Here is a 25966-nt window from a genome sequence, read left to right as displayed (position 1 = left end):
GCGTGTACTCCGCACGACGCACCCCAGGCAACGAAAGAGGCGCATTCGCGTGTCTGAACAGTCCACGTCCGGCGACCCGATGGCATCCTTCGGACCGAACGACTGGCTCGTAGACGAGCTGTACCAGCAGTACCTGACTGACAAGGACTCAGTGGACCGCGCGTGGTGGGCGTTCTTCGAGGACTACAGTCCGCGTGATGCCGACGGCCGCACGGTTGCGCGCCCCGGCAATGGTGCTCCCACGGCCCGCCCGGCACCGCAGTCGCCGTCCACGACGACGGCCACCCCATCAGCGGCCCCATCAGCCTCGAGCGTCCCGTCGGCCCCGCAGCAGCAGACCAAGCCGCCCACGGCGCCTGCTCCCGCTCCCTCAGCCCCCACCGCGAACAGCGCTCCGGCTGCCCCAGCGAGCCCCGCCCCGTCCACGCCTGCCCCCGCGGCCCCCGCTGCCTCCTCGGCCCCGAAGACGACTCCGGCCCCGGCCGCCGAGCCGACCTCGCCGAAGCCACGCGACATCCCGGCGGTCAAGGCCACCGGCCCCGTCAGCGACGACGCCCTGACGCCGCTGCGCGGCGCACCGGCCCGCGTGGTCGCCAACATGGAGTCCTCGCTCGAGGTGCCGACGGCGACGAGTGTCCGGGCGGTCCCGGCGAAGCTGCTCATCGACAACCGCGTCGTCATCAACAACCACCTCGCCCGGTCGCGTGGCGGCAAGGTGAGCTTCACGCACATCGTCGGCTACGCCATGGTCAAGGCGCTCTCCGTCATCCCGGAGATGAACTTCGGCTTCACCGAGCAGAACGGCAAGCCGGCGCTCGTCCAGCCCGCCCACGTCAACTTCGGCCTCGCCATCGACCTGCAGAAGCCCGACGGCTCGCGCACCCTCGTGGTCCCGTCGATCAAGTCCGCCGAGGCGATGGACTTCGTCCACTTCTGGACCGCCTACGAGGACATGGTCAAGAAGGCCCGCAGCAACAAGCTGACCGTCGAGGACTTCCAGGGCACGACCATCTCCCTGACGAACCCGGGCGGGATCGGCACCGTGCACTCGGTCCCCCGTCTCATGAAGGGGCAGGGCACGATCATCGGTGTCGGCGCCCTCGACTACCCCGCCGAGTGGCAGGGTGCGAGCACCGAGACCCTCAACCGCAACGCGGTGAGCAAGATCCTCACCCTCACGTCCACCTACGACCACCGGATCATCCAGGGCGCGGTGAGCGGCGAGTTCCTCCGGGTCCTGCAGGAGCTGCTTCTCGGGGAGAACCGGTTCTACGACGAGATCTTCGAGTCGCTGCGCATCCCGTACGAGCCGGTCCGGTGGATCCGGGACATCGACTCGTCGCATGACGACGACATCAACAAGGTCGCTCGCGTCCAGGAGCTGATCCACGCCTACCGGGTGCGCGGCCATCTCATGGCCGACACGGACCCGCTCGAGTACAAGCAGCGGCGACACCACGACCTCGACGTCACGACGCACGGCCTGACGCTGTGGGACCTGGAGCGCACCTTCGCCACCGGAGGGTTCGGCGGGGCACCTTTCCTGAAGCTGCGCAAGATCCTCGGCATCCTGCGGGACTCGTACTGCCGGACGGTCGGCATCGAGTACATGCACATCCAGGACCCAGAGCAGCGCAAGTGGATCCAGGACAAGGTCGAGGTCGCCTACAAGAAGATCTCCCGCGAGGAGCAGCTGCGCATCATGCGGCGGCTCAACGCCGCCGAGGCCTTCGAGACGTTCCTCCAGACGAAGTTCGTCGGACAGAAGCGCTTCTCGCTCGAGGGTGGCGAGTCGGTCATCGCCCTGCTCGACCGCATTCTCTGCCGCGCCGCCGGCGACGACCTCGACGAGGTCTGCATCGGCATGCCGCACCGGGGGCGTCTCAACGTCCTCGCCAACATCGCCGGCAAGTCCTACGGCCAGATCTTCCGTGAGTTCGAGGGCAAGCAGGACCCGCAGTCGGTCCAGGGCTCCGGCGACGTCAAGTACCACCTCGGCACCGAGGGCGAGTTCTCGTCAGAGGACGGCAAGAAGACCAAGGTGTACCTCGCGGCCAACCCGTCGCACCTCGAGGCAGTCAACCCGGTGCTTGAGGGCATCGTCCGCGCCAAGCAGGACCGGCTCAACCTCGCCGGCGAGTCCTTCACCGTCCTACCCGTCCTGATGCATGGCGACGCAGCCTTCGCGGGCCAGGGGGTCGTGGCCGAGACCCTCAACCTGTCACAGCTGCGCGGCTACCGGACTGGTGGCACGATCCATGTCGTCATCAACAACCAGGTCGGCTTCACGACCTCACCGAGCTCCTCGCGGTCCTCGGTCTACTCGACGGACGTGGCGCGAATGATCCAGGCGCCGATCTTCCACGTCAACGGTGACGATCCCGAGGCGTGCGTGCGGGTCGCCGAGCTCGCGTACGACTTCCGGCAGGAGTTCAACAAGGACGTCGTCATCGACCTCGTCTGCTACCGGCGCCGCGGGCACAACGAGGGCGACGATCCCTCGATGACCCAGCCGCTGATGTACAACCTCATCGAGGCGAAGCGCTCGGTCCGCAAGCTGTACACCGAGTCGCTCATCGGGCGCGGCGACATCAGCGTCGAGGATGCCGAGGCCGCGCTGCGCGACTACCAGCAGCAGCTCGAGCGCGTCTTCATCGAGACGCGTGAGGCGGCGAAGGCGGCCGAGCAGGAACGACAGCTGGCCGACCCCGACACCGAGGTGCCCGACAACGCCGGCCTCGAGAAGCCGACGGCGCAGGTCCTTGATGACATAGCAACGCATCGCTCCTCGACCAGGACCGGAGTCCCGGCGGACCAGATCGCGCACATCGGCGAAGCCTTCGGCAGGCCGCCGGTTGGTTTCACGGTCCACCCGAAGCTGAAGCAGCTGACGGACCGCAGGGTCCAGATGGTCCACGAGGGCGGGATCGACTGGCCGATGGCCGAGCTGCTCGCCTTCGGCACCCTCCTCAAGGAGGGGACGCCGGTCCGCCTCGCGGGCCAGGACAGCCGACGCGGCACCTTCGTCCAACGCCACGCCGTCCTCATCGACAAGCACACGGGGGAGGAGTGGACACCGCTGCTCTACCTCGGCGAGGGCCAGGCGCGATTCTGGGTCTACGACTCGCTCCTGTCCGAGTACGCAGCCATGGGGTTCGAGTACGGCTACTCTGTCGAGCGCCCGGACGCGCTCGTCGTCTGGGAGGCGCAGTTCGGCGACTTCGCGAACGGCGGCCAGACCATCGTCGACGAATTCATCAGCAGCTCTGAACAGAAGTGGGGCCAGCGCAGCTCGGTCGTCCTGCTCCTTCCGCACGGCTACGAGGGCCAGGGCCCCGACCACAGCTCGGCGCGGATCGAGCGCTACTTGCAGCTGTGCGCCGAGAACAACATGACCGTCGCCTTCCCGTCGACGGCGGCGAGCTACTTCCACCTGCTCCGCCGCCAGGCCTACGCCCGCCCCCGCACCCCGCTCATCGTCTTCACCCCGAAGTCGATGCTGCGGAGCAAGGCCGCAGCCAGCCCCGTCGAGGCCTTCACCCACGGTGGTTTCCAGCCCGTGCTGGCCGACCACGAGGGCGTCACGCAGAACGTCGACCGCGTGCTGTTCGCCTCCGGCAAGGTCGTGCACGAGCTCGACGCCGAGCGGTCGAAGCGCGAGGACACATCGACGGCCATCATCCGGGTCGAGCAGCTCTACCCCATCCCACTCGAGGAGATCCGGGAGGCGGCCTCCCGCTATCCGGACGCGGAGCTGGTGTGGGTGCAGGACGAACCGCGCAACCAGGGGGCCTGGCCGCTCATGGCGCAGTGGCTCCACGAGGACCTGTCCGACCTCGGCGAGACCCGACCGTGGCGGGTCATCGCCCGCAAGGCCTCTGCCTCGCCGGCGACCGGTTCGACGAAGAAGCACGCCATCGAGCAGGCAGGGCTCATGGACCTCGCCTTCGCTCGCTGACACGCTGGCCGTCCGGTCAAACCTCCTGCCCGGCACCCACCGCACTCTTCGGGCGGTAGGTGCCGGGCACTGGTCGTCTGAGGACCGGCGGGCCGGGGACCAGACGTAGGCACTGGGGGACCCAGCGGCATACGGCAGCCGTGGTCCCCTCGCACTCCGTGAGCCTCCATGGCGTGGCGCACCGCACGCGATACCCTCCAACCGTGTACTTCACCGACCGCGGCATCGAGGAGCTGACCAGCCGGCGCGGCGCGGAGCAGGTGAGCCTGGACTGGCTCGCCGAGCAGCTGAGAACGTTCGTCGACCTCAACCCCGAGTTCGAGGTCCCGATCGACCGTCTGGCGACCTGGTTGGCGCGACTCGACGACGACGAGGACTGACCCACGTGACCGACTCCTCGCACGACCCGGATCGGCGGACCTTCGGCACCGGACCGGCCTACCCGACCTCGCACACCCGGTTCAACGATGGTGCCGAGACGCGGCAGGCGACGAGCGCCTCCCCTCCCCGCTCGAGCGAGCCGGGCGCACGCGCCGCTGGGGCGAGTGACGAGGCGGCTCCGGACGAGCCGTCCACCCCCGAGCCGTACTTCTCCCCCACGGCGGAGTTCACCGTCGTCGGCGGCGTCCGCGACGTCGGCATGGTCTTCGTCGGCGCCTCGACAACAGCGGGCTACGGGGACCCCAAGGGCCTCGGCTGGGTCGGCCGGGTCGTGGCACGCACGCAGCACCCCGACCTCGATCTCACCGCCTACAACCTCGGCATCCGAGGCAGCACCTCGGGTGACGTCGTCGCCCGCTGGGCCGGTGAGGCCCACCCACGCTGGAAGGGTCGGTCCGAGCGTCGCCTGATCCTCTCCGTCGGCACGGCCGACATCCGCAGCGGGATGACGTTGGCGCGGTCCCGGCTCAACCTCGCCAACGTCATCGACGAGGCGACGAACGCCGGGATCGGTGTCTTCGTCGTCGGCCTGACCCCGTCCCTCGACGCGGAGCTCAACCGGCGCATCGAGGCGCTTGCCGAGGCACAGGCGGATGTCTGCGCCCGCCGAGGGATCACCTATGTCGACTGCTTCCGCCCGCTGGTCAGCCATGACCAGTGGATGGCGGACCTCGCCGCGAGCCCCGACCGCGCTCACCCCGGGCAGGCGGGATATGGGCTCATCGCCTGGCTGGTGCTGCACAACGGCTGGAACGAGTGGCTCGGGATCAGCTGAGCGATCCCCGGTCGATCACTCACCCCGCCCCGTCAGCCCGGCTCGCCCAGCCGGTGTGCCGGCGAGGCCAGCGCGGCAACGATGCTCGCGACGGCCAGCACGGCAACGCCCGCCGCGATGAGGATCTGGTCGGAGTCACGAAGCGACCACGCGACCGGGAGCAGGAGGACGTTCCACAACAGGGTCGGTGTCCGTGGCCATCGCTGTCCCCGGAGCCAGGCCCGAGCGACAACCAGGAGCCCCACGGCGAAGATGAGGATCAGGGCCGCCGATGTCAGCGCCGTGGTCAGCGAGTCCTCGGCGCCGAGCGCGATCTCGTAGACGTAGAAGCCGGCGAAGGCGAGCACGATGAGGGCCTCGACGAGGGTCAGCAGGCCCGCGACCAGCGCGGCACGCGTCGGCCTCGGCGAGGCGGCGGAGCTCGGGGGGTCGATCGGGTGCATCGGCTCGGTCACCCGGTCGAGCCTAGTGCGCGCAGGATCACACCTGCGGGCGGGACATCGGCGTGAATGGGGTCTGGATCTGAACGCGAACTGCAGATAAGATCGGCTCTTGGTGTGATCTGCGCCCGAAGCTTTGCCCACGGCATGGCCCCTCAGCACACTGGTTGACACCGACTGGTGACAACGAGCGACGCGTACGGAACCTATTCGTGCGCGTCTCCGTTGGTCAGGGGAGCGTTTCCGGTCACCCCGAGTCCCCAACGAGTAATGGCTCCGACAACGACGCTGGCGCCGAGAACCGCACCATCGCGCATTCCCCGTGTGGTGCCGAACGACATGATGAAGGAGCACGAGCCATATGGATTGGCGCGACCGCGCTGCCTGTCTGGACGCCGACCCCGAGCTGTTCTTCCCCATCGGGAACACCGGCCCGGCCATCCTCCAGATCGAGGAGGCCAAGGCCGTGTGTCGGACCTGCCCAGTCATCGACACCTGCCTCAAGTGGGCGCTCGAGACCGGACAGGACGCCGGGGTCTGGGGTGGCCTGAGCGAGGACGAGCGCCGCGCCCTCAAGCGCCGCAACGCGAGAGCCCGCCGCGCCGGCTGACCTGGCCAGACCATCTGCTTGGAGCCCGGTGCCCGGAGGTCACCGGGCTTTGCTGTGTTCCCCGGCGCCCAGTCCAGTGACGGCTAGGTCAGCGGGCGCAGGCTCGCCGTGAACCGGGCGCGCGTACCGGGTGTCGCCGGTTCCCACACGATCCTCCCCTGCAGGTCCGCGACCAGCGACTGGACGATCTGCGTGCCCAGACCAGAGCCGGGGGGCCGTGCTGGGTCGATCCCACTCCCGTCGTCCTCGACCGACACGACGAGCATCGGCCGGCCGCGTTCATCGCTCAGTCGCTCGACGAAGACGCGGATCTCCCCACCGCTGACGCCGAGCCCGTGCTCGATGGCGTTCTGGGCCAGCTCGCTCACCACCATGGCGAGCGCGGTCGCGTCCTCGGGGCGGAGCCTGCCGAAAGATCCCTCGAGCGTCGTGGTGATCGGCGCGCCGTTGGAGGAGACGTCGACGATGGCCTGCAGGCCGCGTTTGACGATGGCGTCGAAGTCCACCGACTCGTCAAAGCCCTGACTCAGCTGGTCGTGCACCATCGCGATCGTTCCGACGCGGCGCTCGGCCTCCTCGAGGGCCGTTCTGGCCTCCCCCTCGGGGACCCGGCGCGCCTGGAGCCGGAGCAGCGCCGCCACCGACTGGAGGTTGTTCTTGACGCGGTGGTGGATCTCCCGGATCGTCGCCTCCTTCGTCATGAGCTCCCGCTCCCGACGCCGCAGCTCTCCGACGTCACGCAGGAGCACCAGGGCGCCGAAGCGCTGGCCGGCTTCGGTCAGGGGGATCGCCCGCATCGAGACCGTCGTACCGGCACCGGTCACTTCGGTCCGCCAGGGCTGGCGGCCGGTGACGACGAGCGGCAGTCCCTCGTCGACCGGATAGGACTCCCGGATGTTCTCCGTGACGACCTGCGCCAGGCTGGCGCCGACGACCTCCCCGAGATGTCCCAGCCGATGCACGGCGGACACGGCGTTGGGGCTCGCGTACGTGACGATCCCGTCGATGTCGAGACGGATGACACCGTCTCCCACCCGTGGGGCCCCACGGCGCAGCCCGGTCGGGGCGGTGCTGTGAGGGAACTCGCCGGCCGAGACCATGCGACAGAGCGCGTCAGCCGTCGCAAGGTAGGTGATCTCGAGGCGGCTCGGCGTTCGGGTCGTCCACAGGTTGGTGTGCCGGGTGACGATGGCGACCACCCTGCCCTCGCGGACGACGGGGATGTACTCCTCCCGCACCGACTGGTGCCCGTTGTCCCCCGGCACCTCCACCTGCCGAACTCGCAGAATCCGCTGCTCGGCCGCCGCCTCGTCCAGCAGCGGGCCGACGTGGTCGTCACCGGCTGTCCGGCCGACCTGGTCATCGACGAAGACGAGGTGCCCCGTCGTCGCCCGCACGTGCGCGACCGCCTCCCACGGGCCGTCCGTGCCGCGTGGCGGCCGCACCCACAGGACGAGGTCAGCGAAGGACAAGTCGGCGATCAGCTGCCAGTCGCCGACGAGCAGGTGCAGCCACTCGACGTCGGAGTCGCCGAGGGCGGTCCGGCTGCGCAGGAGCTCGGTCAGCGTGGCCACATCGTGAGCCTATGCGTCCTCTCCGGAGAGCATGCGGACGGTCCGCAGGGACAGACCATCCCGTATGCCGCTGGGCCGGGATCCGCCTCCGTCCTCCCTTTCCGGGTGAGGACGGAGACGGGCCTGCGACTCAGCTGGCCGAGCGGGACGACTTCGCGCTGGTGGACCGGGTTTTTGCGGCCGTCTTTCCCGAGCTGGCCGGCTTGGCGGCGGTGGCCGGCTTGGCGGTGGCCGTCGAGGTGGCAGCCGGCTGGGCCGACCGAGTGCGCTTCCCGGCCGACTTGGTGGGTGGTGACGTTTGTCTCTTGGCCGTCCTGCCCGGACTCTTTGGCGCCGTCGTCCTCGTGCTGGCTCGTGACGTCGGAGCGGGGCGCTCGTCAGGTGACTGCACGGCTGCAGCCGTCCGGCTCACCTCACCTACCGTGGATGACGCCGGCTTGGTCACGGTACGCAGGGTTCGGAGCGCGACCGACAGTGCGGCGATGCCGGCGTAGGACATCCGCTCGATGCCGCCGAGGGCCGCCTTTGCCCTCTCGAGCGAGTCCGCGTTGATGTCGGACCACTGGGCGAGCCGGTCGGCGGCCGGGGTCCCCGGCTCGCTCACCTCGAGGACCGAGCGCGTCAGCACGTCGAGGACCGCGTACAGGTCGTCTCGGAGCGCGCCCCGAGCCATCGCGTCCCAACGGTTCTCGCGGGGCAGCGAGGTCACCCTCGTGAGCATCGCGTCGATGGAGAAGATGTCCGACGTCAGGAAGTAGACCTCGGCGACCTGGTCAAGCCGCTCTCCGGTCTCCGTCGCGATCTCGATGCAGTCGAGCAGCGAGTACGAGTCCAGCAACGACGCTGCGGAGAGGGCGAGGTCCCCGGGGATCCCCTTGCCCTCGAAGTCGCGCGCGCGGGAGAGCAGCCTGGCCCGCTCCCGTCCCTGCAGCAGCTCGGGGATCCGACCCGCCTGGGCCGCGATGCCCGGGCGGAACCGGGTCACCTCGGCGGCGAGGTCAAGCGTGGCCGGACGGGTGGTCAGGAACCAGCGGACGGCGCGGTCGAGCAGCCGGCGGAACTCCAGGTAGAGGCTCGTCTGCGCAGCGGTGCTGACGACGTTGTCCGTCGCCTCGACCCGGGTCACGAAGCCGGCGAGGTCGAAGATCTCACGGCACACGACGTAGGCACGAGCCACCTGCTCGGGTGACGCACCGGTCTCCTCGACGGCACGATAGGCGAACGTGATGCCGCCACGGTTGACCATGCTGTTGGCCACCGAGTTCGTCACGATCTCGCGGCGGAGGGCGTGGGACTCGATCTGCTCGGCATACTTGCGTCGCAACGGCTTGGGGAAGTACTCCGCCAGCGTGCTGGCGAACCATGGGTCATCCGGCAGCGAGGAGTCGGTCAGGTGGTCCTTGAGGTACAGCTTGGAGTAGGCGACCAGCACGGCGAACTCCGGTGACGTCAGCCCCTTGCCGTCCTTCTGACGACGTGCGATCTCGGCCTCGCTCGGCAGGAACTCGAGGTTCCGGTCCAGGTCGCCGTGCTCCTCGAGGAACTGGATCAGCCGTCCGTGGACCGAGAGCATCGCGTGCTGCTGGGCCCGAGCGTTGCCCAGCAGGACATTCTGCTCGTAGTTGTCGCGCAGGACCTGCTGGGCCACCTCATCCGTCATCGAGGCCAGCAGTGCGTTGCGTCGCTTCATGGTCAGCTCGCCGGAGCGGGTCAGCCCCGTGAGCAGGATCTTGATGTTCACCTCGTGGTCGGACGTGTCGACGCCAGCGCTGTTGTCGATGGCATCGGTGTTGATCCGCACGCCCGCCAGCGCGGCCTCGATCCGGCCGAGCTGGCTGGCACCGAGGTTGCCGCCCTCTCCGACGACCTTGCAGCGCAGATTCCCGCCGTTGACTCGGATCGCATCGTTGGCGCGGTCGCCGATCTCGGAATGCGACTCGCCGCTGGCCTTGATGTAGGTGCCGATGCCGCCGTTCCAGAGCAGGTCGACCGGGGCGAGCAGGATGGCCTTCATCAGTTCGGCGGGGGTCAGGCTCTTGGTGCCGGATCGCAGGCCCAGGGCCTGGACCATCTCACTGGTGACCGGGACCGACTTGAGGGACCGGTCGAACACCCCCCCGCCGGCCGAGATGAGTGAGCGGTCGTAGTCGGCCCACGACGAGCCGGGCAGCTCGAAGAGCCGGCGGCGCTCGGCGTACGAGGTCGCGGCGTCGGGGTTCGGATCGATGAAGACGTGCCGGTGGTCGAAGGCAGCGACGAGCCGGATGTGCTCGGACAGGAGCATCCCGTTGCCGAAGACGTCACCACTCATGTCACCCACGCCGACGACGGTGAACGGCTCGGTCTGGGTGTCGACCCCCATCTCGCGGAAGTGCCGCTTGACCGACTCCCAGGCTCCGCGGGCGGTGATGCCCATGCCCTTGTGGTCGTATCCCGCCGACCCGCCGGAGGCGAAGGCGTCGTCGAGCCAGAACCCGTAGTCGGCCGAGATGCCGTTGGCGATGTCGGAGAACTTCGCCGTGCCCTTGTCCGCGGCGACGACGAGGTAGGTGTCATCGCCGTCGTGGCGCACCACTCGAGCAGGCGGCACGACCTCTCCCGACTCGAGGTTGTCCGTGACGTCGAGCAGGCCGGAGATGAACAGCTTGTAGGACGCGATGCCCTCGTCGAGCCACGCCCGGCGGTCGACCGCGGGGTTGGGCAGCTGCTTGGCGTAGAACCCGCCCTTCGACCCGGTCGGCACGATGACGGCGTTCTTGACCATCTGCGCCTTGACGAGGCCGAGGATCTCGGTCCGGAAGTCCTCACGTCGATCCGACCAGCGCAGTCCGCCACGCGCCACCTTGCCGAACCGCAGGTGGACGCCCTCGACCCGCGGGCTGTAGACCCAGATCTCGAACATCGGACGTGGGGCGGGCAGGTCGGGGACCTTCTTCGGGTCGAGTTTGAGCGACACGTAGGGCTTCGGCCTGCCGTCCTCCGCCACCTGGTAGAAGTTCGTCCGCAGGCTGGCGCGGATGACACCGAGGAAGGCCCGGATGATCCGGTCGTGGTCGAGGCTCGCGACGTCGTCCAGCGCCTCGTGGATCCGTGCGACCAGGCGCTTGGCCCGGGACGCCCGCTTGTCCTTGCCGGCCACTGTGTCGGGGAAGAGGTCGGGGTCGAAGCGGGCCTCGAAGAGCTCGACCAGGCTGCGCGCGATCCCGGTGTGGGCCACGAGCGCCGACTGGACGTAGTCCTGCGAGAACGTCGAGGCCGACTGCCGCAGATACTTCGCGACAGTGCGCAGGATGACCACCTGACGCGAGGTCAGTCCGGCGATGAGGACCAGTGCGTTGAATCCGTCGGACTCGATCTCTCCCTGCCAGACGGCTCGGAAGGCCTCCTCGAACCGGGCCTGCACGTCGTCGGCGGCTGCCCCGCGGGCCCAGTGCCTGGCCTCGGCCCGCAGGCCGAAGTCGAAGATGTGCAGCTCGCCACCAGCTGGTCCCACGAACTGGTACGGCCGCTCATCGGTCACCTCGACGCCCAGGTGGGTGAACAGCGGCAGCACCTGGGTCAGGGACAGGTCCCCGCGTCGGTACAGCTTGAACCGCCGCTCGCCGGGACTGTCCGACTGAGGGTCCTGGTAGAGGTGGAGCGCCGTCGCCGACGGTGAGTCGTCCAGTGCCTCGATCCGGTCCAGGTCCGCCGCGGCGATCTGGACACCGAAGTCCTCCTTGTAGGCCTCCGGGAGCGCCTTGGCGTAGGCCGCCATCGCTCGCGCGGCACCCTCGGCCCCACGCCGGCGGCCGAGCTCCTCGACGAGGTCCTCGTCCCACGTCCGCGTGGCCTCGACGATGCGTTGCTCGAGAGCGACCGCGTCGACCTCCGGGATGTCGACGCCCAACGGCACCCGGACGACGAAGTGGAGGCGCGCCAGGGTCGACTCGCTGACCCGGGTGGTGTAGTCGATGGACTCGCCGCCGAACGCCTCGAGCAGGATGGCCTGGATCTTCAGCCGGACGGTCGTGTTGTAGCGGTCCCGCGGCAGGTAGACGAGGCAGGACATGAACCGACCGAACTCGTCCGGTCGCAGGAAGAGCTTGGTCTTGCGACGCTCCTGGATCTGCAGCACCCTCGTCGCAACCTCGGCGAGGTGCGCCGCACTCGTCTGGAAGAGCTCGTCACGCGGGTAGGTCTCCAGGATCTGGAGGATGTCCTTGCCCGAATGGCTGTCCGCGGTGAGCCCGGTCAGCCGGAGGACGTCCTGGGCCCGGACGTCGAGCAGCGGGATGTCGTGGATCGAGTCGTTGTAGGCCCCCGAGGCGTACAGCCCGAGGAAGCGCTGCTCCCCGACGCACTCGCCCCGGGCGTCGAACTTCTTGATCGAGATGTAGTCGAGGTACACGTCCCGGTGGACGGTGGACCGCGAGTTGGCCTTGGTGATGATCAGCAGGGTCGAGTCGCGAGCCGCCCGACTCGCGGCCGGGGTGAGCACCACCCCGGTCCCCGCTTGCGGCCGGTCGTAGCGGAGAAGTCCGAGCCCGGTGCCGGGCACCTGCCGCGAGATGTCCTTGCCGTCCTCGTGGGTGAGGGAGTACTCGCGGTAGCCGAGGAAGGTGAAGTTGTTGTGCGAGAGCCACTCGAGGAAACGACTGGCCTCACGCGCCTCGTGCGGGCTGGTTCCCGGCGGCGTCGCGGCCTTGAGATCGCTGGCGATGGTGAGGGCGTGGGCCCGCATCTTCGGCCAGTCCTCGACCGCGTCCCTGACGTTGTCGAGCACGTGACGCAGCCGCGCCTCCACCTCTGGGAGGGCGGCGTCGGGCAACCGGTCGATCTCGAGGTGCATCCAGGACTCCTGGATGAGCGCGACGTCGTCAGGCACGGGGGTGGCGCGATCCGTCAGCACCTCGACCAGCTCACCCGTCACGGTCCGCGTCACGTTCATCTGGGGATGGACGATGCTGCGCACACCCCGGTCGAAGCCGCCGAGCGCGGAGACCACCGAGTCGACGAGGAACGGCATGTCGTCGACGACGATGTCGACACTGGTGTACGTCGCCTCCTTGCCGTTGGCCCCGACGTCGGGGTTGGCCACTCGGATGTTGGACGTGCCAACGGGCCGCGACTGGGCGAACTCCCTGTGGCTCAAGGCGGTTGCCGCGAGCTCCGCAGGATCGCGAGCAATCAGCTCCTCGGTCGCGACCAGGTGGTAGTACGCCTTGAGGAAGGAGTCCGGGGTCGGCCGCGGCGCCGTCCTGGCCTTGGCTCTTCCCTTCGTGGTGGTCGCGCTCAACGCCGCTGCCGCGGCCTGGAGGACGTCGATCCGGGACTGTTCGAGTGGCGCAGACATGCGATGCTCTTGTTCCTCGTCATGGGTTGGTGCGCGCCACACCGTCGTGGCCGCATCTCACGATGTGAGCCTATCCCCGTTCGCCGGCCGCCCCGTACAGACCCACCTGACCCGGTGGAGAACCGCAGCAGCGGTCCGCGTCCAGTCAATAGGCTGGTCCCATGACGGGGTACGCGACCGATGCTGCGCCCGCAGGCGGGCCCGCAGGTGGACCCGTGGACCAAGCGACCCTTCGGGGGTTGACTCGTGGCCGGCGGCTCACCCGAGACCTCGCCGACGACCTGCTGACCCATCTTCCGGACCTCGGCGACATCGCCACCCAGCGCGCCCTGGACACCTGGGTCGAACAGGCCGCAGACACGCTCCGCGCGTTGTCCGATGCCATGGAGGAGCGGCTGCTCGACCTGAGCAGGCCAGAGCCGCGGGGCGATCAACCCACTCACCGGGGTCCGGCCGCCTCGCTGGCTCAGCAGAGGCCGCCGGGTGCATCGGACCGCCTGGGCAGGGATCGACCGTGACGGGGTTGGGAGATCCGGGCTCAACGTCGGCGCTCGGCGGCGCCCTGCGCCAACAGGCCCTTACCCTCACGGATCTCGTCGTCGACCTCACGGAGGCGGCAGAGCGCGCGAGGCGCACCGGAGCGGCAGACCTGTCGGCCCGGGAGCGCGAGCTGCTGAGCAGCGCTGCCCGTGAGCTCGACGGTGTCGGAGCGGCCCTCCAGTCGTTCACGGCCACGGTGCTGGCCGGTTCGGCCCGCATCCGAACGTTGGCCGACGAGGCCGTCCGGAGCGACCTGGTGATCGAGGGCGGCGTCGTCGCCGAGGCGCCGGGGCCGAGCCGGGTCGATCCGGCGGAGCGACTCCGAGAACGGGCGCGCCTGCAGGAACTGCTCAACCGAGTCACCGCCGCAGGGGGGAAGGAGCTCGCACGCATCGCCCGAGAGCTCGCCCGCTCCGGCCCTGCGCTCGCGGCCGTGAGCGAGCGAGCGCGCCTCGGGTCCTGACCGGCTCACCAGCTCGCCGCCCCGCGGTTGCTCTAGCGTTGGCTCATGCGGATCACCGAGACGATCACCTACCACGCGCCGGTGGAGGTCGTGTACGCGATGAAGACCAACCCTGAGTTCCAGGAGCGAAAGTGCGCCGACTCAGGGGCACTTCAGCACGATGTCGCCGTGCGGCAGAACGGCGACGGTGCGCTCGTCGTGACCCGGCGCGATCTGTCCACCGATGGTCTGCCGGACTTCGTCAAGTCCATCGTCGGAGCGCGACTCTCCATCACCGAGACGTACCAGTGGGACGGGTGGCGAGCCGACGGCTCGCGGGAGGGCACCCTCACAGTCGAGGCCGCCGGGGCCCCCGTGGCCATGCGGGGCACGGTCCACCTCGAGCCGGTTCCGGGAGGCACCAACCTCAACATCGCCGGCGATCTCAAGGCGCACATCCCACTCATCGGCGGACGGATCGAGAAGGCCGCCGCCCCCGCCTTCATCAAGGCGCTGCGCAGCGAGCACGAGTCCGGCCGTCGCTGGCTCGACGAGCACCCCTGACGCTCGCGCGCCGCGGCCGCCCCACGCGCCAGTCAGAGCATGTGCGGATAGAGGTGGCTCGTCGGGGGCACGAACGTCTCCTTGATCGAGCGCACGCTCGTCCAGCGGAGCAGGTTCTGTGCCGCACCAGCCTTGTCGTTCGTCCCCGAGGCTCGCCCACCGCCGAAGGGCTGCTGCCCCACGACGGCGCCCGTCGGCTTGTCGTTGACGTAGAAGTTGCCAGCCGCAAAACGCAGGCGCTCGGTGGCCTCGGCGATCGCGCGACGGTCCTGGGCGATGATCGATCCGGTCAGGGCGTACGGGGAGAACCGCTCCATCTGGTCCAGCGCCCCGTCGTAGTCGCCGTCCTCGTAGACGTGGACCGAGAGGATCGGGCCGAAGTACTCGGTGCGGAACGACTCATCCGTGGCGTTGTTCACCTCGAGGATCGTCGGCCGGATGAAGTACCCGACCGAGTCGTCGTACGTGCCACCGGCAATGACCTCGATGCCGTTGGTCGAATGGGCGCGGTCGATCGCGTCCTTGTGCTTGGCGAACGCCCGCTCGTCGATGACGGCGCCCATGAAGTTCGAGAGGTCGGTGACGTCGCCCTGCTTCAGCCCGTTGGTCAGGTCGACCAGCTCGTCGCGGACCTGCTTCCACACCGTCGCGGGCACGTAGGCGCGGGAAGCCGCCGAGCACTTCTGGCCCTGGTACTCGAACGCCCCGCGGATCATTGCCGTCCGAAGCACCGCCGGGTCAGCGGAGGGATGGGCCACGATGAAGTCCTTGCCGCCTGTCTCCCCGACGAGTCGCGGATAGGTGCGGTAGCGGTCGAGGTTGGCGCCGACCTCCTTCCACAGGTGCTTGAACGTCGGTGTGGACCCGGTGAAGTGGATGCCGGCGAGGTCCTCGTCGGAGAGGGCGACCTTGGAGACCTCCGCTCCGTGTCCGGTCACCATGTTGATGACACCGGGTGGCAGGCCGGCCTCCCCCAGCAGCTCCATGATGAGGCTGGCGGCGCGCTGCTGGGTCACGGCCGGCTTCCACACGACGGTGTTGCCCATGAGGGCCGGCGCTGTCGGCAGGTTGCCGGCGATGGCGGTGAAGTTGAAGGGCGTGATGGCGAAGACGAACCCCTCGAGCGACCGGTAGTCGGAGCGGTTCCACACGCCCTTCGCGTTGAGTGGCGGCTGCTCCTCGAGGATCTGGCGGGCGAAGTGGACGTTGAGCCGCCAGAAGTCGATCAGCTCGCACGCGGCGTCGATCTCCGCCTGGTAGGCGGTCTTGCTCTGACCCAGCATCGTCGCGGCGTTGAGCCGGGCCCGCCAGGGTCCGGCGAGCAGCTCCGCCGCCTTGAGCAGGATGGCCGCGCGGTCATCGAACGACAGGTCGCGCCAGCCCGGTGCCGCCGCCTTGGCCGCCGCGATGGCCTTGGACGCATCATCGGTCGTCGCGCCCCGCAGGATGCCGAGCACCTTGGCATGGGCGTGGGGCTGCCGGACGGCGATCTGCTCACCAGCGCCGGTGACCCGTTCGCCGCCGATGACGTGGGGCAGGTCGACCTGGGTTGACCCGAGCTCGGCCAGTGCGGCCTCGAGCGCGGCGCGTTCCGGCGAGCCGGGCGCGTAGTCGAGCACCGGTTCGTTGACGGGGGCTGGCACGTGGGTCACTGCGTCCATCGAGACTCCTGCTCTGGTGTGGGCCGGCGCCGTGGTACGGCGATGGGGTGGTCGCGTCGTGGGCGACCACCCCATCGTTCCACGCTCGGCGCGGGAGGAGCAGGTGTGTCTGTTCAGCGCAGGACCGGGATGCCCCACGGGTAGCGGTACAGCTCTCCCCGGCTCGCCAGGATGGCGCCCCGGATGTGGCAGTAGACGCTGGCGGCGAAGGCGATGATCCAGAGGATGATCGCGATCGGGATGCCGATGAGGGTGATGAAGAAGATCCAGCCGACGATGGTCATGGCCCAGATCAGGAGGTTGAAGTTGAAGGCACCGGCGGCGGACTGGCGGACGAAGGCGCTCTTGTCCTTGTAGATGGCCCAGATGAGCAGGGGGCCGAGGAAGGAGAGCCAGCCGACGGAGACGACGGCGGCAACGATGGTCGAGATGTGGCCGAGGACTGCCCAGGTGCGCTCGTCGTCGCTGACGGCAACCGTGTCCCGGGACGGATCGGGCTGGTACGGGTGACTCATACCTCCAGTGTGTGGCCGCGGTTTCACCCCCGCCATGGAGGACGCCCCTGACCGCACCCTGATCGCTCCCCGACGTCGGTATCCGAGCGTACTGATGCCGTATGCCGCCGTGCTCGCCTGCGCTCAGCGTCTCCTCGCGCTTCGGTCGGGTTCGCGACCCGCGTGGCTCCTCACGCTCGCGTGGGGACCTGCCCGTCGTGGGCGAGCGAGTAGACGGCGCTGGCCGGATCGGCGAGCTCGAGGACCTCCAGGAGGGTGCGAACCAGGGCGTGGTGCCCCCGAGGGCCGGGGTGGACGGCGTCGTCCAGCCACCCGTCCGGCGCGATGTCGGCGCCGGCCTCCTTCGCGGCGCGCGACCACGCTGCGGCGTGGTCCACGAGGACGACACCCAGCCCCTCAGCCACGTCACGGACCGTCGCGGCGTACTGCGCCATCAGTTCAGGGGTCCGCGCGCCCTCGGGGCGCACCGGAGGCGGCGTCTGGAGCACCACGGTCGCACCGACGTCCCGGCTCCGTTGAATGATCTGGTCGAGCCGGTAACGAAAGCCGCGGACCCCTTCCTCGTCGTCGGTCATGTCGTTCGTGCCGAACATGACGAGCAGGACGTCGGGGGCGAACCGCCCTGCCCGCCAATCGAACTCAGCCAGAAGATCGTTGGCTGTGCTACCGGATACCCCGGAGTTGATGACCGCGTCGCCGCGCCGGCCGAGCTCCCCCCGCACCCGTTCGGCGAACAGCTCGACGTAGTTGCGCCAGCCGTGCGTATGTGCGACTCCCTGGGTGATGCTGTCCCCGACGAAAGTCCACGTCACCGGCGGGCCGGCCAACACGTCGCGGAGGCGGTCGGCGTCCCGACGGACGTACTCGTCAGCGGTGAAATCCATGGCCGCACGGTAACAAGGTGAACAGAGCGTTGCCGCCCCCGCGTTCACTGGCTGGACCTCGACGCCCGCCTGCTCAGGCCACGCTGCTCTCCCGCGGCTCGAACCGGGGCAACGGCAACGGTACGTCGCCGGCGTGGAGCGAGGGCTCGACGGGCAGCCGGGCGGCGAAGCGGGCCACCGTGCCACCGACAGCAGCATCCGCCAGAACGCGACGGTGCCCCAGACCGGAGGTTGAATAGAGCTCGGCGCCGGGCCAGCCCGCGACGAGCCGAGCCGACGGCTCGTGCGGCGTCTCGCGGTCTCCCAGGTCGTGGATGACGAGCAGCTCGGGCCGCGACTCGAGCTGTTCGCCGAGCCGGGACACGTCCAGCTCTGCCACCGCGTAGCCGGTGCGCTGCTCGGCGCGCGCGATGAGACGTCGCTCCGTCCGCCGGCCGAAGCGCAGCTGGGACCGGAAGCGGACGAGGAAGTCGGGCACTCCCTCGACCGGTGCGACGAGCACGAGCCGCTCGGTCGCGAGCCATCCATGACGAAGCGCGAGGAGTGCAGCGAGCGCACCCATGGAATGTGCGACGACGGCACGGGCTGGGCCGAACGTCGCAGCGACCGCGTCGAGTGAGCGGCCGAGCTCGACCGCGTCACTGGATCCCGATCCATGGACTCCCGCGTCCGAGCGTCCATGGCTCAGGCCGTCGAAAGCGACGACCTTGAGACCTTGGGCAAGCAGGTGTCGGACCAAGGGCTCAAGCTGTTCCGCGCTCCCGCCCCAGCCGTGGACGAGGTAGACGACAGGGCCCTCGCCATACGTCCAGCCGCGGATGGCCCGACCCCGCAGCTTCGTCTCGAACGGACTGCCGAGGAGCTCGACGATCCCGTCCGGACTCGTCTGCGCGGATCGCGCCGGGGGCGGCACCTGGAACCACAGGCGGTACGCCCACGCCGCCGTGAGCCGCGGTGCGACCACGTCTGCAAAGGCAAAACCAGCTCGGGAAGAACTGCGAATAACCGAACGAGCGATCGTGCTTTTTCTTGCGAAGGACTGACCCATGGTTGATTCCTTCTCGGGGTTGGGACCCGCCCTGAAGCGGTCTGGGTGGAGGGATCCGCCTGTTCAGACGGGGTTTGCGCGACAGGACTCCACAAGGCGCTCGAACGCGCGGCGGGCACGTTCGGTGGCCATCGGGTCACGCATCAGACGACGAGCATGGTGGTGAGCGAGCAGGATGCCCTCGAGCTCGTAGGCCACCTGTGCGGCATCGACGTCGGGACGGAACTGACCCTCGGCAATGGCCGTGCCGACGACCATGGTGACGGACTCGAGCTTGTCGCGCTCGGCGCGGACGAGCTCATCTCGAACCGGACCCTCTTGGTCGTCGAACTCACTGGCGGCGTCGACGAAGATGCACCCTCCCGCGAATCGACCCACCTGCCAAGCGAGCCAGTTCTCGAAGAAGGCCCGGAACCGCGGCTCGCCCCTCGGTGCCTGCACCGTCGGCCGCATGACGTGGTCGGTGAACTGGTCGCGAGCGTACCGGAGCACCTCCACCTGGAGGGACTCCTTCGACGCGAAGTGGGCGTAGAGACCGCTCTTGGACAGGTTGCTCGCGGTTGCGAGCGTGCCGATCGTGAGGCCTCCCAGACCAAGTCGAGACGCCAGGTCACTCGCCTCGTCGAGGATCGCGGCCTTCGTCTGCTCGCCCTTGCCCATGAGGCCAATAAAAGCACGACCGTTCGTCATCTGCAAGGGATTGAGCGGGTCGACTCATCCGCGGGGAGCTGTCGTCCAGCGAATCAGCACCGGAAGCCAGACCGCGACGCTGTCGGGCACGAAGGACCCGGGCTCGCGCTCGATGCGCTTCACGAGCTCGGGGAGGGGGACCCAGTCGCCCCAGGCAACCTCTTCCGGCTGCCACCGGATCACCCCGTGCCACGTCGTGGTGAACCGGTGGGCGTGGTACCTCGTGTGCTCGTCGGCATAGGTCACGACCCCGAGTGGCACCAGCTCCGCGCCGTGCACGCCCAGCTCCTCGTCGAGCTCGCGACGGGCTCCCACGGCTGGGTCCTCATCCGCGAGGACGACGCCACCGGCGGCGAAGTCGAGCAGGCCGGGGAAGACGTCCTTGGAAGGGGTCCGTCGATGAAGGTAGACCCCGTCGTCCGGCCCGCGGACGACAATCGAGGAGGCCGCGTGCCAGAGGTTGTCGCGCCGCACGACCGAGCGCCGGCACGTCCCGACGAGGTTGCCGGAGGCATCGAACCGGGCCACCAGCTCGTCCGCCATGCCCACGGCCTCCACCTCACTCTGACTTCCTCGAACCTTGACGGATGCGAACGGCCTGCTGTTGGACCAGCGCCGAGTCAGGCCAGCAGGGCACGGACCTCGTCGAGCTCCGTCGCGTCATACCAGAGCAGGTCGTCGGCGCCCACGTCGATCGCAGCTCCGGCCGTCTCGTCGACGTGGAAGGAGGCGATCCGGCGCATGGGAACGGAGGCCACGAGACGCACGCGACTGACCGGCTGTCCGTCCCCTTCCAGGACCCAGGCGGGGTCCGCGTCGGCCGACACCACGATCCGCCGGTCTCCCGGCATGGAACGGGCCGCACCAGACGCGGCGACAGCATCGGAGAAGGCGGTGAACTCCAAGTCCTCCAGGTCGAGTCCAGCTGCAACAGAACGGAGCTCGTCTGTCACCGCAAAGGCGTTCCGAGGTCTCGTTCGGTCGACGTCGAGGGCACCCGTCTGGGCGAGGTCGTCCAGGTCCCGCCTGCCGATCGGCACGTACACGCGGATCACCGGCATCAGGGCTCCCTCCCACTCTTCAGCTCGGCGAGCGAGACGACGATCGAGTCGGCGAGCTCGTCGACATCGGACATCGCCTCACGATCGGCGTTGAGGCCGTAGTAGACCCCGCCGTTGTAGGACGTGATGCCGATGGACAGGGCCTGGCCCCGAGCGAGCGGAGTGACGGGGTAGGTGGACAGCATCTCGGCCTCACCGGCATAGAGCGGGGTCTGCGGTCCCGGAACGTTGGTGATCATGACGTTGTAGATGCGCCGCGACATCGCGGAACCGAGCCTGGCCCCGAGGGCATGGAGAGTCGGCGGGGCAAAGCCGGCGAGGTTGGCCAGAGATGTCGCCCCCACCGCCTGTCCCCCTTCCATCTGCTGTCGCATCGCAAACGCGATCTGATGCAGTCGCATCGATGCGCCCGGCTCCCCCACCGGCAGGCTGACGACGCAGGCCATGACCTGGTTTGCGTACATGCCCGCCGGGTCGTCGCCATAGACGCTGACCGGCACCATGGCCCGGACGACGCTGCCGCCGTGGACGGGCTCGCCACGCCCCAGCAGCCAGCTGCGAAAGGCGCCCGTGATCGTGGCGAGCACGACATCGTTGATCGTGACGTCCTCTGCGTACGCCCCCTTGGCCAGCCGCCTGCGGACGGCCCGGTAGTCCTCGAGGTCCGTCGACACCATCACCCACCGTCGCGCCGAGCCCACCTCTGCGTTCAGCGGAGACACCGGCGCGGGTCGCGCGGCCGTCCGTGCGACCGTCGAGACGACGGTCCCGGCCGACTCGGCGGCCCGGAGGATGACGTTGAGGGCTTCGGTGAGACCACCACGGACCTGGTCGATGACCTGCGTCGGACGCCGCACCACATCGACCAGGGCGCCGGAGAGCAGCTCCACCGACGAGGGCGGTGCCTTGGGCTCCCAGGGCACCTGGTCCTCGCCCAGGCCTTCACCGCGGACCGAGTCGACGATGACGTGAGCGATGTCGAGCGCGTGGACTCCGTCGATGAGGGCGTGGTGCGTCTTGGTCACGATGGCGACGCGCCCGCCCTGCAGCCCCTCGACGTAGTACACCTCCCACAGCGGTCTCGTCCGATCCAGCTTGCGCGGCTGCACTCGGGCGACGAAGTCCTGGAGCTGTCGGTCGGTGCCCGGGCGTGGCAGCCCAGCGCGCCGCACGTGATAGCTCATGTCGAACGACTCGTCGTCGACCCAGACCGGGTTGGCGATGCGACCGGGAACGTCGCGGACCTTCTGGCGGAAGCGGGGGATTCCGCCGATGCGGTTCTCGATGATCTGCACGAGCTGGTCGTGGTCGAAGCCGTCACCCGGTGGCTGGAAGATCATGACCGACCCCACGTGCATGGCCGTGGTCGACTGCTCGAGGTACAGGAAGGACGCGTCGAGAGAAGTCAGCCGGTCCGACATGCTCACACTCTGCCAGACCGGCCAACGTAGGATCCGCACCATGCCTGTGAAACGCGTCCTGCCGTATGCCGTCTGCCTCCTGGCACTCTCCGGCATCGCGGCCTGCGGCTCGGCTGCGGAACCGACCCCCGCCCACAACGCCACGGCCACGGTCGTCAGGTCCCTTGCCATCACCGTCACCGGCACGACCGTGACGCCCGCGCCGGCCCAGGTGGATCTCGGAATCGGTGAGGCGCTCGAGCTGACCGTGACGATCGACCACGACGACGAGCTGCACGCCCATGGCTTTGGTGACCTCGAGGAGCAGCTCAAGGCCGGCGTCCCCACGACGGTGCGTCTCGTCGGAACCGAGACCGGAGTGTTCGAGGTCGAGACCCACGAGCCTGCCCTGACGCTGCTCACCGTAGCGGTGCGGTAGGGGCATGCGGTGCTGAGCCCAGCGGCATACAGCATGCTCGTCGCCGTGCCCACCCACGGCGTGGGCACTCGGAGCGACCTGCCGCTACCGTTCGGCGTGCTCCTGGTGAGCGCGCTGGCCGCTCTCCTCATCTCCTTCCTGGCGATCGGCGTGCTCTGGCGCGAGCCGCGGCTGCGCAGCTCCCAAGGGATCGTGCTGCCCAGCCTCGCTGCGTCGGTGCTCGACTCGCGGTGGCTGCGCCGGGTGGCGCAGACCCTCTCGGTCGCCCTCACGCTGTGGACGCTGGTGGCCCTCCTCGCCGGCCCGGACAGCGCGCGAAATCCGGTGCCCCACATCGTCTATGTGTGGCTCTGGGTCGGCCTCGCCTTTGTGTCGATGCTGTTCGGGCCGGTCTGGCGCGTCATCAACCCGGTGCGCCTCCTGCACAGCGGGCTGCTTCGGCTCGCCCGGGTCTCCCCCGACCTCGCGGTCGTCCGCTATCGGGCGGGATGGTGGCCGGCTGCGCTGGGGCTCGGCGTCTTCACCTGGGTCGAGCTGGTGGCGACTGACAACACCAGCCTCCCCTTCCTCCGGCTGCTCATCCTCGGCTACCTGCTCGTCTCGATCCTGGGCGCTGGCCTGTTCGGCCGCGCCTGGTTCGATCGCGCGGATCCCTTCGAGGCGTGGTCCCGCCTGCTCGGCGCCCTCGCGCCGTTGGGACGACGGGACGACGGCCGATGGGTGCTCCGCACCCCGCTCCACGGAATCAACGAGCTGCATGGCGAGCGCGGACTCGTCGCCACGGTTGCCGTCATGCTCGGCAGCACCGCCTATGACGGGTTCTCGGCCAACCTGTCCTGGGCAACCTTCGTGCAGACGTCGGCCGTGCCCGCCCCGGTGCTGAAGACAGCCACCATGCTCGGGTTCTTCGCGGCCGTGGCGGTGACGCTCTGGCTCGCATCGGCCGCCTCGATGGCACTGTCAGGCAAGGGGATTCGGGATTCGTTCTACTTCGTCTCCGATTTCGCGCCGTCACTCATCCCGATCGCCGGTGGATACGTGGTGGCGCACTATTGGTCGCTGTTCGTCTACCAGGCACCGGTCGGGCTGGCGCTGCTCAGCGACCCGCTCGGCACCGGTGCGGACCTGCTGGGCACCGCCGGGGTCACGCCGAATGACACCTTGGTCCAGGCCACGCTGGTGGCGACGATCCAGGCAGTCAGCATCGTCGTGGGTCACCTTCTGGGGGTGCTCGCGGCCCACGAACGGGCTGTCTCGGTACTGGATCGGCGATCCGCGATCGTGGGGCAGATCCCCCTCATGGTCATCATGCTTGGCTACACCTTCGCGGGGCTGACCATCCTGTTCACCCCCTGATCAGCCAGCGGCCCTCGTCCGACGGAGCCGGCGCTGCCGACCCGCCACTCGCGTCCGGGTCCACGGCGCGATCGCGGTGGCCAGCTCGGCAATGGCCGCCCCCAGGGCGGAGTCCGGCGCGTGTTCGACCACTGATCGCCCGGCAAGGACGGAGCCATCGAGGGTCGCGGCGTCATCCGGGAGGAAATGGAGGCCGTCCAGGCCGGCGAATCTCAGCAGGGACTCGGCGATCCGCTCCCGGGGCCGTGATCCGACCGCGGAGCTGCGGACCCGGTTGACCACTGGCACGGGTGGCGGTGACGGCACGGAGCCCAGCTCCTGGAGGGCGCGGACGAAGCGCTGGAGCCCAACTGGGTCTCCGCTACCAACGGCGAGCACCGTGTCGGCCTGCGCGAGCGCCGTCAGGGTCGCCTCGTTGCGTCGTGGCGCGGCGGTGTCGTAGCTGAGCTCTTCGTCGTTCTCGATGCAGAAGCCGCAGTCGACGACGATGACCGGAGCCAGGCCACGCCCGAGCTCGAGGACCCGCTCGAGGGCTGCGGACCGCAGCTCCGGCCAGCGCTCCGCCTTGGGCAGTCCGGTGAGCACACGCAGGCCGGGCATGACCACTGGAGCGAGACGCGCCAGGGCCGGCAGGTCGAGCATCCCGTGGTCCGCGGACCGACAGGCCGCCGCGATCCCGGGCGCCTCATCGAGCAGGCCGAGGACCTGGGCCACGCTGCCGCCGTAGGTGTCTGCATCGACGAGGAGGACCTCCCGACCGCGGGCCGCGATCTCCGCCGCGAGGTTCACCGCGACCGTGGTACGGCCCGGGCCGCCCGTGGGTCCCCAGACCGCGACGATCGTCGAGCGGGCCGGTTCGTCCGAGTCCGTCGAGGCAACGTCCGGCCCGGAGCCGCGCGGTTGCCAACCACGGTCGTCGTCATCCGTCGGTGCAGGGATCGACGCGGAGGGCGAGTCGGACCCGGGAGTCGGCGTGGAGTAGCCGTTGGAGGCACGCACGCTGTTCGCCAGGTCGTCCGGGACATGGTCCGGGAGCCGCACGTGTGCCGCGACGTCGTCCACCGCCACGACCGGGAGATCCGTCGGGTCCGGACGCCCGCTCGTGCGGTGCTCCGTCTGGTCCCGGACCGCAGCGGTGAAGTCTGACGCGCTCGCCTCGATGGGGAGCACGACAGGGATGCGGAGCTGACGAAGTCGTCGCTCGGCGCCATCATCCCCCGTCGGGTACAGACCCAGGACGAGGACGCCGCATTGGTTCAGGCGCTGGACCAGACCGAGGTCGAGGCCATGCAGGTCGGCGCTGATGACGGCGCACTTCCCCAAGCCGGCCTCGGCCACCGAGAGCAGCTCGGCGACGTCGGCACAACGACGCGTGACGGTGAGATCGGCCGACGCCTCGAGGGTGGTGGCGACCACTGACTCCCACGCGGGTCCGAGCCCGGTGATGACGTCGGTCATGCGTCTCCGCCCTCGTCCATCGGCCCGTTCACCGGACCTTTGGCCGGACCCTTGACCGGGACAAGCGTGATCTTCGCGTCCTGGTCCACCGCCTCGATGACCGCCCTGACGTGCTCAGCCGGCACATAGAGCTGTACCGATGTCGTTGCGGTGGCTCCGAATCCGCCGTCGCCCGCGCGTACGTCCACGACAGCGACTGCGTGGAGCAGCCGTGACGTGCGCCTCGGGGTGCCCGCATCGGTCACACGGCGGTCTGCGTCCGGCGTGACGTAGAGATCCACGCGTTGCCCCCGCTCCAGGCCGGCGGTCGACGGGGCGTCGGCAGGGACGGTCACCCGCTGCACCTCGACGTCGCCAGGCGTACCGAGGGCAGCGACCGGCACGAGCTCGCCGGCCTGGACGTCACGCAGCAGGATCTTCCCCTCCGGGACCGGGGCGTCTGCCGGGACGTACCGTCCCAGGCTGTCCGCAAGCGCAACATCGACGCGCTGGAACGAGGCATCCGTGATTGCTTCCCCGGCGACGAGATTGTCCACGGCGACGAAGTAGGGCATTCGGTCGTCTGCGCTCGCCACCAGTCTGGCGCCGAGGGTCCCCGCCGCGATGACGAGGATGACGCCGACGATGAGGCGGCTGTCCTTCCAGGACGGCTTCTGCAGCCGCTTTGCCGTGGGCACGGCCAGTTCGCCCATGCAGACACAACCCCCTTGAGGTCACGGTCGAGGGGCCCCGGAGCCACTCGCGGGAACATCCTTCCGCACCCGCGCACAAACCG

At 69.2% G+C, this 25966-nt stretch carries 22 protein-coding genes; 9 read left to right on the top strand and 13 right to left on the bottom strand.

What is annotated here, in order from left to right; genetic code table 11:
- The first annotated feature begins 49 nt into the window (after positions 1-49).
- The 3 genes from ABF401_RS19230 (at position 50) to ABF401_RS19220 (ending at position 5174) form a co-directional block, all read left to right on the top strand.
- The gene (locus tag ABF401_RS19230; protein ID WP_353511192.1) at positions 50-3958 is read left to right on the top strand and encodes a multifunctional oxoglutarate decarboxylase/oxoglutarate dehydrogenase thiamine pyrophosphate-binding subunit/dihydrolipoyllysine-residue succinyltransferase subunit; all 3909 of its coding nucleotides are present in this window, start codon (positions 50-52) and stop codon (positions 3956-3958) included.
- Positions 3959-4161: 203 nt separating this feature from the next.
- On the top strand, positions 4162-4338 hold the full coding sequence (locus tag ABF401_RS19225; RefSeq protein ID WP_353511191.1) for a DUF6104 family protein: 177 nt from the start codon (positions 4162-4164) through the stop codon (positions 4336-4338).
- A gap of 5 nt (positions 4339-4343) precedes the next feature.
- Positions 4344-5174, top strand: coding sequence for a GDSL-type esterase/lipase family protein (locus tag ABF401_RS19220; protein ID WP_353511190.1), 831 nt, complete (start codon positions 4344-4346; stop codon positions 5172-5174).
- 32 nt (positions 5175-5206) lie between these two features.
- Here the strand turns inward: ABF401_RS19220 and ABF401_RS19215 are convergent, their stop codons facing one another.
- Entirely contained in the window at positions 5207-5629 is a 423-nt protein-coding gene (locus ABF401_RS19215) for a hypothetical protein (RefSeq protein WP_353511189.1), read from the bottom strand.
- A 346-nt stretch (positions 5630-5975) separates the two neighbouring features.
- Between ABF401_RS19215 and ABF401_RS19210 the strand changes: the two genes are divergently transcribed.
- Positions 5976-6224, top strand: a complete 249-nt coding sequence (locus ABF401_RS19210) for a WhiB family transcriptional regulator (RefSeq protein WP_013493302.1) — start codon at positions 5976-5978, stop codon at positions 6222-6224.
- Positions 6225-6307: 83 nt separating this feature from the next.
- On the opposite strand, the gene ABF401_RS19205 is transcribed toward ABF401_RS19210, so the two are convergent.
- Positions 6308-7798: a sensor histidine kinase gene (locus ABF401_RS19205; protein ID WP_353511188.1), complete on the bottom strand. Its 1491-nt coding sequence runs from the start codon at positions 7796-7798 to the stop codon at positions 6308-6310.
- Positions 7799-7928: 130 nt separating this feature from the next.
- On the bottom strand, positions 7929-13133 hold the full coding sequence (locus tag ABF401_RS19200; protein WP_353511187.1) for an NAD-glutamate dehydrogenase: 5205 nt from the start codon (positions 13131-13133) through the stop codon (positions 7929-7931).
- A gap of 161 nt (positions 13134-13294) precedes the next feature.
- Here ABF401_RS19200 and ABF401_RS19195 point away from each other — a divergent pair, with 161 nt between their 5' ends.
- From ABF401_RS19195 to ABF401_RS19185, 3 genes are read left to right on the top strand one after another with little or no spacing between them, the layout of a single operon-like run.
- Positions 13295-13651, top strand: coding sequence for a hypothetical protein (locus tag ABF401_RS19195; RefSeq protein ID WP_353511186.1), 357 nt, complete (start codon positions 13295-13297; stop codon positions 13649-13651).
- Positions 13648-14136, top strand: a complete 489-nt coding sequence (locus tag ABF401_RS19190) for a hypothetical protein (RefSeq protein WP_353511185.1) — start codon at positions 13648-13650, stop codon at positions 14134-14136. The genes ABF401_RS19195 and ABF401_RS19190 overlap by 4 nt, the downstream gene beginning before the upstream one ends.
- A gap of 45 nt (positions 14137-14181) precedes the next feature.
- A complete protein-coding gene (locus ABF401_RS19185) occupies positions 14182-14679 on the top strand; it encodes a DUF2505 domain-containing protein (protein ID WP_353511184.1) in 498 nt (165 codons plus the stop codon).
- Between the two features lie 32 nt (positions 14680-14711).
- Here ABF401_RS19185 and pruA read toward each other — a convergent pair whose 3' ends face one another.
- The 8 genes from pruA to ABF401_RS19145 form a co-directional block, all read right to left on the bottom strand.
- Positions 14712-16340 (bottom strand): L-glutamate gamma-semialdehyde dehydrogenase, encoded by a 1629-nt coding sequence (gene pruA, locus ABF401_RS19180; RefSeq protein ID WP_353511183.1) that lies wholly within the window; start codon positions 16338-16340, stop codon positions 14712-14714.
- A gap of 113 nt (positions 16341-16453) precedes the next feature.
- Complete coding sequence (locus tag ABF401_RS19175; RefSeq protein ID WP_353511182.1) at positions 16454-16855, bottom strand: DUF4870 domain-containing protein; 402 nt, start codon at positions 16853-16855, stop codon at positions 16454-16456.
- Between the two features lie 170 nt (positions 16856-17025).
- Positions 17026-17739: an SGNH/GDSL hydrolase family protein gene (locus ABF401_RS19170; protein ID WP_353511181.1), complete on the bottom strand. Its 714-nt coding sequence runs from the start codon at positions 17737-17739 to the stop codon at positions 17026-17028.
- Positions 17740-17812: 73 nt separating this feature from the next.
- Positions 17813-18703, bottom strand: a complete 891-nt coding sequence (locus tag ABF401_RS19165) for an alpha/beta fold hydrolase (protein ID WP_353511180.1) — start codon at positions 18701-18703, stop codon at positions 17813-17815.
- Positions 18704-18850: 147 nt separating this feature from the next.
- A complete protein-coding gene (locus tag ABF401_RS19160; RefSeq protein ID WP_353511179.1) occupies positions 18851-19477 on the bottom strand; it encodes a TetR/AcrR family transcriptional regulator in 627 nt (208 codons plus the stop codon).
- A gap of 24 nt (positions 19478-19501) precedes the next feature.
- Positions 19502-20020 carry an NUDIX hydrolase gene (locus tag ABF401_RS19155; RefSeq protein ID WP_353511197.1) on the bottom strand — a complete coding sequence of 173 codons (519 nt, stop codon included), beginning with the start codon at positions 20018-20020 and terminating at the stop codon, positions 19502-19504.
- A gap of 77 nt (positions 20021-20097) precedes the next feature.
- Entirely contained in the window at positions 20098-20538 is a 441-nt protein-coding gene (locus ABF401_RS19150; protein WP_353511178.1) for a DUF6912 family protein, read from the bottom strand.
- Positions 20538-21959, bottom strand: coding sequence for a WS/DGAT/MGAT family O-acyltransferase (locus ABF401_RS19145; RefSeq protein ID WP_353511177.1), 1422 nt, complete (start codon positions 21957-21959; stop codon positions 20538-20540). Before ABF401_RS19145 ends, ABF401_RS19150 begins: the two co-directional genes overlap by 1 nt.
- A gap of 40 nt (positions 21960-21999) precedes the next feature.
- Between ABF401_RS19145 and ABF401_RS19140 the strand changes: the two genes are divergently transcribed.
- Both ABF401_RS19140 and ABF401_RS19135 read left to right on the top strand, forming a co-directional pair.
- Entirely contained in the window at positions 22000-22377 is a 378-nt protein-coding gene (locus ABF401_RS19140; protein ID WP_353511176.1) for a hypothetical protein, read from the top strand.
- Positions 22378-22386: 9 nt separating this feature from the next.
- Positions 22387-23733 (top strand): hypothetical protein, encoded by a 1347-nt coding sequence (locus ABF401_RS19135; protein ID WP_353511175.1) that lies wholly within the window; start codon positions 22387-22389, stop codon positions 23731-23733.
- Here ABF401_RS19135 and ABF401_RS19130 read toward each other — a convergent pair whose 3' ends face one another.
- Together ABF401_RS19130 and ABF401_RS19125 are read right to left on the bottom strand one after the other, a co-directional pair.
- The gene (locus tag ABF401_RS19130; protein WP_353511174.1) at positions 23734-25191 is read right to left on the bottom strand and encodes a CpaE/TadZ family protein; all 1458 of its coding nucleotides are present in this window, start codon (positions 25189-25191) and stop codon (positions 23734-23736) included.
- Positions 25188-25883, bottom strand: a complete 696-nt coding sequence (locus tag ABF401_RS19125) for a CpaB family protein (protein WP_353511173.1) — start codon at positions 25881-25883, stop codon at positions 25188-25190. Before ABF401_RS19125 ends, ABF401_RS19130 begins: the two co-directional genes overlap by 4 nt.
- Positions 25884-25966: the final 83 nt, after the last annotated feature.

Origin of the sequence: Intrasporangium sp. (genome assembly GCF_040414665.1) — a bacterium.
Classification (GTDB): Bacteria; Actinomycetota; Actinomycetes; order Actinomycetales; family Dermatophilaceae; genus Intrasporangium.
Note: the sequence above shows the minus strand (reverse complement) of the source record. Positions and strands in the feature narration are given on the sequence as shown.

Excerpts from the sequence above, each read along its gene's own strand:
- ABF401_RS19210 (WP_013493302.1), top strand. The coding sequence starts at position 5,976 with ATGGATTGGCGCGACCGCGCTGCCTGTCTGGACGCCGACCCCGAGCTG.
- ABF401_RS19200 (WP_353511187.1), bottom strand. The coding sequence starts at position 13,133 with ATGTCTGCGCCACTCGAACAGTCCCGGATCGACGTCCTCCAGGCCGCG.
- ABF401_RS19195 (WP_353511186.1), top strand. The coding sequence starts at position 13,295 with ATGACGGGGTACGCGACCGATGCTGCGCCCGCAGGCGGGCCCGCAGGT.
- ABF401_RS19185 (WP_353511184.1), top strand. The coding sequence starts at position 14,182 with ATGCGGATCACCGAGACGATCACCTACCACGCGCCGGTGGAGGTCGTG.
- pruA (WP_353511183.1), bottom strand. The coding sequence starts at position 16,340 with ATGGACGCAGTGACCCACGTGCCAGCCCCCGTCAACGAACCGGTGCTC.
- ABF401_RS19175 (WP_353511182.1), bottom strand. The coding sequence starts at position 16,855 with ATGAGTCACCCGTACCAGCCCGATCCGTCCCGGGACACGGTTGCCGTC.
- ABF401_RS19170 (WP_353511181.1), bottom strand. The coding sequence starts at position 17,739 with ATGGATTTCACCGCTGACGAGTACGTCCGTCGGGACGCCGACCGCCTC.
- ABF401_RS19160 (WP_353511179.1), bottom strand. The coding sequence starts at position 19,477 with ATGACGAACGGTCGTGCTTTTATTGGCCTCATGGGCAAGGGCGAGCAG.
- ABF401_RS19155 (WP_353511197.1), bottom strand. The coding sequence starts at position 20,020 with ATGGCGGACGAGCTGGTGGCCCGGTTCGATGCCTCCGGCAACCTCGTC.
- ABF401_RS19150 (WP_353511178.1), bottom strand. The coding sequence starts at position 20,538 with ATGCCGGTGATCCGCGTGTACGTGCCGATCGGCAGGCGGGACCTGGAC.
- ABF401_RS19145 (WP_353511177.1), bottom strand. The coding sequence starts at position 21,959 with ATGTCGGACCGGCTGACTTCTCTCGACGCGTCCTTCCTGTACCTCGAG.
- ABF401_RS19140 (WP_353511176.1), top strand. The coding sequence starts at position 22,000 with ATGCCTGTGAAACGCGTCCTGCCGTATGCCGTCTGCCTCCTGGCACTC.
- ABF401_RS19130 (WP_353511174.1), bottom strand. The coding sequence starts at position 25,191 with ATGACCGACGTCATCACCGGGCTCGGACCCGCGTGGGAGTCAGTGGTC.
- ABF401_RS19125 (WP_353511173.1), bottom strand. The coding sequence starts at position 25,883 with ATGGGCGAACTGGCCGTGCCCACGGCAAAGCGGCTGCAGAAGCCGTCC.